3 protein-coding genes and 1 pseudogene are annotated in these 5,866 nt (G+C 63.7%); all 4 read right to left on the bottom strand.

What is annotated here, in order from left to right:
* Positions 1 to 725, bottom strand: a 725-nt coding sequence (locus EN742_RS21490) for a sugar phosphate nucleotidyltransferase (protein WP_148669368.1), incomplete at its 3' end; no start/stop codon positions are given.
* Between the two features lie 35 nt (positions 726 to 760).
* Positions 761 to 2,974, bottom strand: coding sequence for a 1,4-alpha-glucan branching protein GlgB (gene glgB, locus EN742_RS21485; protein WP_128333248.1), 2,214 nt, complete (start codon positions 2,972 to 2,974; stop codon positions 761 to 763).
* A 145-nt stretch (positions 2,975 to 3,119) separates the two neighbouring features.
* Complete coding sequence (locus tag EN742_RS21480) at positions 3,120 to 5,582, bottom strand: glycogen/starch/alpha-glucan phosphorylase (protein ID WP_128333247.1); 2,463 nt, start codon at positions 5,580 to 5,582, stop codon at positions 3,120 to 3,122.
* Positions 5,583 to 5,723: 141 nt separating this feature from the next.
* Positions 5,724 to 5,866 (bottom strand): annotated as a pseudogene (locus tag EN742_RS21475) (sugar ABC transporter ATP-binding protein); the annotation flags it as partial.

The raw sequence follows: 5,866 nt of genomic DNA, 5'->3' as shown, positions 1-5,866 counted from the left end.
ATATAGGGGATGATGTCCTTGCCGAAGTCGCGGCTGGAGCCGGGCTCGGCGGCGTCACGGCGCAGCTGCTCCATCAGGAACTTGGTCTTGAACACATAGATGCCCATCGAGGCCAGGGCGAAATCCGGCTTGTCGGGGATGCCGGGCGGGTCGGCGGGCTTTTCGATGAATGAGATGATAGTGTCCTTGGCATCGACATGCATGACGCCGAAACCGGTCGCTTCCATGCGCGGCACTTCGAGGCAGCCGACGGTGACGTCGGCATTGGCGTCGACATGCTGGCGCAGCATCAGCTCGTAGTCCATCTTGTAGATGTGGTCGCCGGCCAGGATCACCATGTATTCGGGGCCATAGGCCTCGATGATGTCGATGTTCTGGTAGACCGCGTCCGCCGTGCCCTCATACCACTGCGTCTCCGAGACGCGCTGGCTGGCCGGCAGGATGTCGAAGCTCTCGTTTCGCTCTGGGCGCAGGAAGTTCCAGCCGCGCTGCAGGTGGCGAATCAGCGAATGTGCCTTGTACTGGGTGGCGACGCCAAGGCGGCGAATGCCGGAGTTCAGCGCATTGGACAGCGCGAAATCGATGATGCGCGTCTTGCCGCCGAAATAGACCGCGGGCTTGGCGCGCCGGTCGGTCAATTCCTTGAGACGGCTGCCGCGCCCGCCGGCCAGCACATAGGCCATAGCGTCGCGTGCCAGCGGCTGGGTTCTTTTCAAGTCTGCCATTTTTACCCTCCCAAATTACCAGTGTGCGGCATCGTTCAGTCCGGGACAAATTCGAGCATGATCGTCGACAGCGGCGGCAAAAGCATCGTCGCCGATACGCCTCCTCCTTCCGCCCTGGCCTCGACCACGCCGCCATTGCCCTTGCCCGAACCGCCATAATCCGAGGCGTCGGTGTTGATGATCTCGCGCCAGCTGCCGGCCTTCGGCAGCGGCACGCGGTAATTGTCGCGCGGCACCGGCGTGAAATTGGAGATGACGGCGATCGGATTGCCGTCCGGCGCGCTGCGCAGCCAGGCGAACACCGAATTCTCGCTGTCGTCGACGATCAGCCAGGAAAAGCCGTCCGGCTCACAGTCGCGCGCATGCAGCGCCGGACGCGAGCGGTAGAGGTAATTGAGGTCGCGCACTACCTGCCAGATACCGCGATGCGGAGCGTGGTCAAGCAAGTCCCAGTCTAGCGCTCGCGCCTCGCTCCATTCGCGGCGCTGCGCGAATTCCTGGCCCATGAACAAAAGCTTCTTGCCGGGATAGCCCCACATGAAGGCGTAGTAGGCGCGCAAGGTGGCGAATTTCTGCCAGTCGTCGCCGGCCATCTTGCCCAGCAGCGTGCCCTTGCCATGCACGACCTCGTCATGGGAGAGCGGCAGCACGAAATTCTCGGAGAAGGCGTAGACAAGGCCGAAGGTGATGTCGTTGTGGTGGTGCTTGCGATAGATCGGCTCCTTGGAGAAATACTCCAGCGTGTCGTGCATGAAGCCCATGTTCCACTTGAAGCCGAAGCCCAGCCCGCCCTCATGCACCGGCCGCGACACTTTCGGCCATGAGGTCGATTCCTCGGCGATGGTCACCACGCCGGGATGGTGGCCGTAGAGCTCCTTGTTCATCTTCTGCAGGAAGGCGACCGCCTCAAGGTTCTCGCGTCCACCCTTCTCGTTGGGGATCCACTCGCCGGCCTTGCGGGAATAATCGAGGTAGAGCATCGAGGCAACCGCGTCGACGCGCAGGCCGTCGACATGGTATTTCTCGGCCCAGAACAGCGCGTTGTTGACCAGGAACGATACCACCTCGCGGCGGCCGAAATTGTAGATCGCGGTGTTCCAGTCCGGGTGGAAACCCTGGCGCGGATCGGCGTGCTCGTAAAGCGCGGTGCCGTCGAACTTCACCAGGCCATGCTCGTCCACCGGAAAATGCGCCGGCACCCAGTCGAGGATGACGCCGACGCCGGCGCGATGCGCACCGTCGACGAACCGGGCAAAGCCATCGGGATCGCCGAAGCGGGCGGTCGGCGCGTAGAGGCCGGTGGTCTGGTAGCCCCAGGACGGATCGTAGGGATGCTCGGAGATCGGCAGGAACTCGATATGGGTGAAGCCCGTGTCGACGGCATAGGGGATCAGGCGAGCGGCGAGCTCGTCCCAGCTCAGGAACGTGCCGTCGTCGCGAAGCTGCCAGGAGCCGGCATGGACCTCGTAGATCGAGATCGCCTCGCGCCTGGGATCGGCATTGCGCCAGAACGTGCGGTGCGCCTCGTCGCCCCATTCATGCGCTATCGGCGGCGCCGTCACCGACGCGGTGGCCGGGCGCAGTTCCGACTCGAAGGCGAACGGATCGGCCTTAAGCGGCAGCCGCACGCCGTCGGGGGCGATGATCTCGAACTTGTAGGGTTGGCCGGCGCCGATATCGGGGATGAACAGCTCCCAGATGCCGGTGTCGCGGCGGTCGCGCATCGTGTGCCGGCGCCCGTCCCATTCGTTGAATGCGCCGACCACCGAGACGCGCCGCGCATTGGGCGCCCAGACGGCGAAATGCACGCCGGTGGCGCCCTCATGGTCGATGACATGGGCGCCGAGCTTGTCGAAGAGCCTGAGATGCGAGCCCTCGGCGATATAGTAGTCGTCCAGCGGGCCGAGCACTGGGCCGAAGGAGTAAGGATCGGTCAGCCACCAGTCGCCGCCGGCATTCCTGGCGTGATAGCGCAGCGGCTGACGCTTCCTGAGCGTGAGCTTGCCCTCGAAGAAACCCGAATCGTCGCGTCGCGACAGCTCGCCTGCCGCCTTGCCGCTCAGCGTGTAGGCGGTGACGAACTCGGCGTTCGGGACGAAGCAGCGGGCAACAAAACCCTTGCCGGCCTCATGCACGCCGAGAACCGCGAAGGGATCGCCATGCGTACCGGCGACAATCGCCGCGACATCGCCGGCTGGCGCCAATCCGTCCGGCCCGCTCGTCGCAGCGGTCGCGCGCGGCTTCCTCATCAGGCAGTCGCCCTCCCTGGGCACTCGAACTCAAATACTAGCGGAGGTTTGACTTCGACATCTGCATCGCCGACTGGTCCTGGATCCGCAAGTGTCAAACTCACTCCACTAGGGGCCACGTTGTTCGTGACCTCATGCAATCATATCAGACGGGCACGTTCCAGATTTCTTTCGCATATTGGCGGATCGTGCGATCGGAAGAGAACCAGCCGACGCGGGCGACGTTGCGGATGGCGCGCGCGTACCAGTCGGGGCTGTTGCGCCAGACGGTATCGACGTCGCGCTGGGTGGCCGCGTAAGTATCGAAGTCGGCCGCCACCATGAACCAGTCGCTGTTGTAGAGGCCGTCGATCAATGCGCGGTAGCGCTGCGGATCGTCAGGCGAGAAGACGCCCGAGGAGATGGCGGCGAGTGCCTGTGAAAGTTCCGGCGAGGCTTCGATCACCGCGCGCGGATTGTAGCCGTTGTTGCGCCGGTCGGCGACCTCGGCGGTGGTCAGGCCGAAGATGAAGATGTTGTCGTCGCCGACACATTCCTTGATCTCGACATTGGCGCCGTCGAGCGTGCCGATGGTCAGCGCGCCGTTCAACGCGAACTTCATGTTGCCGGTGCCGGAGGCTTCCATGCCGGCGGTCGAGATCTGCTCGGAAAGGTCCGCGGCCGGCATCAGCACTTCGGCCAGGCTGACATTGTAGTTCGGCACGAACACGACCTTGAGCAGGCCGCGCACCGCCGGATCGCGGTTGATGACCCTAGCGACGTCGTTGGCGAGTTTGATGATCAGCTTGGCGTTGTGGTAGCTGGGCGCCGCCTTGCCGCCGAAGAATTTTACGCGCGGCATCCAGTCGCGCTCGGGATGCGAGCGGATCTGGTCGTAGAGCGCGACGGCTTCCAGGATGTTGAGCAGCTGACGCTTGTACTCGTGGATGCGCTTGACCTGAATGTCGAACAGCGCCGAGGGGTCGAGCTTGATGCCGAGCCGGTCGGCGACCAGGTTGGCGAGCCTCGACTTGTTCGCCCGCTTCACCGTCGCGAACTTCTCGCGGAACGAGGCATCGCCGGCAAAGGCGTCGAGCCCCTTGATGGCGTCGATATCGTCCAGGAAGCGGTCGCCGATCGCCTCGCGGGCAAGCGCAGTGAGGCCGGGATTGCACTGGATCAGCCAGCGCCGCGGCGTGATGCCGTTGGTCTTGTTGTTGATGCGGTCGGGATAGAGCTTGTGGAGGTCGGCGAACACCGTCTCCTTCATCAGCTCGGTGTGCAGCGCCGAGACGCCGTTGATCGAATGCGAGCCGACGAAGGCCAGATTGCCCATGCGCACGCGGCGGTCGCCATTCTCCTGGATCAGCGAGATACGGCTGATCTGCTCGCCAGAGAACTTATTGGTGGCGCGCGCCTCGAGCAGCACCTCCGCGTTGATGGCGTAGACGATCTGCATGTGGCGCGGCAAAAGCCGCTCGAACAGCGGCACCGGCCAGCTTTCCAGCGCCTCGGGCAGCAGCGTGTGGTTGGTGTAGCCGAAGGTGCGCTTGGTGATGTCCCAGGCCTGGTCGAAATCCATGCCGTGGACATCCATCAGAAGCCGCATCAGTTCGGGCACGGCGATCGCCGGATGGGTGTCGTTGAGATGGATCGCCGCCTTGTCCGGCAGCGACTGCAGGTCGCCATATTGGCTGAGATGGCGCTGGACGATGTCCTGCAGCGAGGCGGTGGAGAAGAAATACTCCTGGCGCAGCCTGAGCTCCTGCCCGGCCATGTGGGAATCAGCAGGATAGAGTACGCGCGACAGAGCGTCGGCCTTGTTGCTTTCGGCCAGCGCGCCGATGTGGTCGCCGGCATTGAACTTGTCGAGCAGGATTGGATCGATCGGCATGCCGGACCACAGCCGCAGCGTGTTGACGCGATTGGCTCGCCAGCCGGCGACCGGCGTGTCGTAGGCGACGGCCAGCACATGCTCGGTTGGCTTCCAGACGTGGCGCTCGAGCCTTCCGTCCTTGGAGGTGATCGATTCCACCGAGCCGCCGAAGCCAACCTCGAAGGAGCGCTCGCGCCGCTCGAACTCCCAGGGATTGCCATGATCGAGCCAGGTTTCCGGTAGCTCGACCTGCCAGCCGTCATGGATCTCCTGGCGGAACATGCCGTTGGCATAGCGGATGCCATAGCCGTGCGCCGGAATGCCGACGGTTGCCATGCTCTCCATGAAGCAGGCGGCAAGCCGGCCGAGGCCGCCATTGCCGAGCGCGGCATCGGGTTCGAGCCCGGCGATGAGGTCGAGGTCGACGCTGAGCGAGCGCAGCGCCTCGCGCATGTTGTCCATCAGGCCGAGATTGGAGAAGGCATCGCGCATCAGGCGGCCGATGAGGAATTCCAGCGACAGATAGTAGACGCGCTTCTCCTGCTGGGCGTAGGCCTCCTGGGTGGCCTGCATCCACTGATCGACGACGCGGTCGCGCACGACCTTGATCGATGCGGTGAGCCAGTCGTACTGGGTGGCGACGTTGGTGCCCTTACCGACCCTGTATTTGAGGGCCAGCAAGACTTCGTCGGCGAGCGTCTTGGGATCGGGGATTTCCAGGATGGGAGCTTCGGTCGTCATCGCGTTTGTCATGTCGCCTCTCGTGCGGTTGCCATGATCATACCGGCTTTCACGGTTCCTCCCACCCTACCCCAGTGCATTGCAGCATATATTCAATCGATTTAGGTCGATAGGCAACCGATTCATCTGCGGCAATTTACCCGACGAGGCGGATCAGGCGGCCAGCGCGTCCTCCGGCGGCTTCTTGGCGCCGGTCATCAACGCGACGGCATCCGACATGGAAATCTGCTTCGGATCGACGACGCAGAGGCGTCGTCCAAGCCGGTGGATGTGGATGCGGTCGGCCACCTCGAAGA

It is taken from the genome of Mesorhizobium sp. M4A.F.Ca.ET.020.02.1.1 (genome assembly GCF_004022645.1).
Lineage (GTDB): Bacteria > Pseudomonadota > Alphaproteobacteria > Rhizobiales > Rhizobiaceae > Mesorhizobium.
The sequence above is the reverse complement of the archived record's forward strand: the minus strand, read 5'-3'. Positions and strand labels throughout refer to the sequence as shown.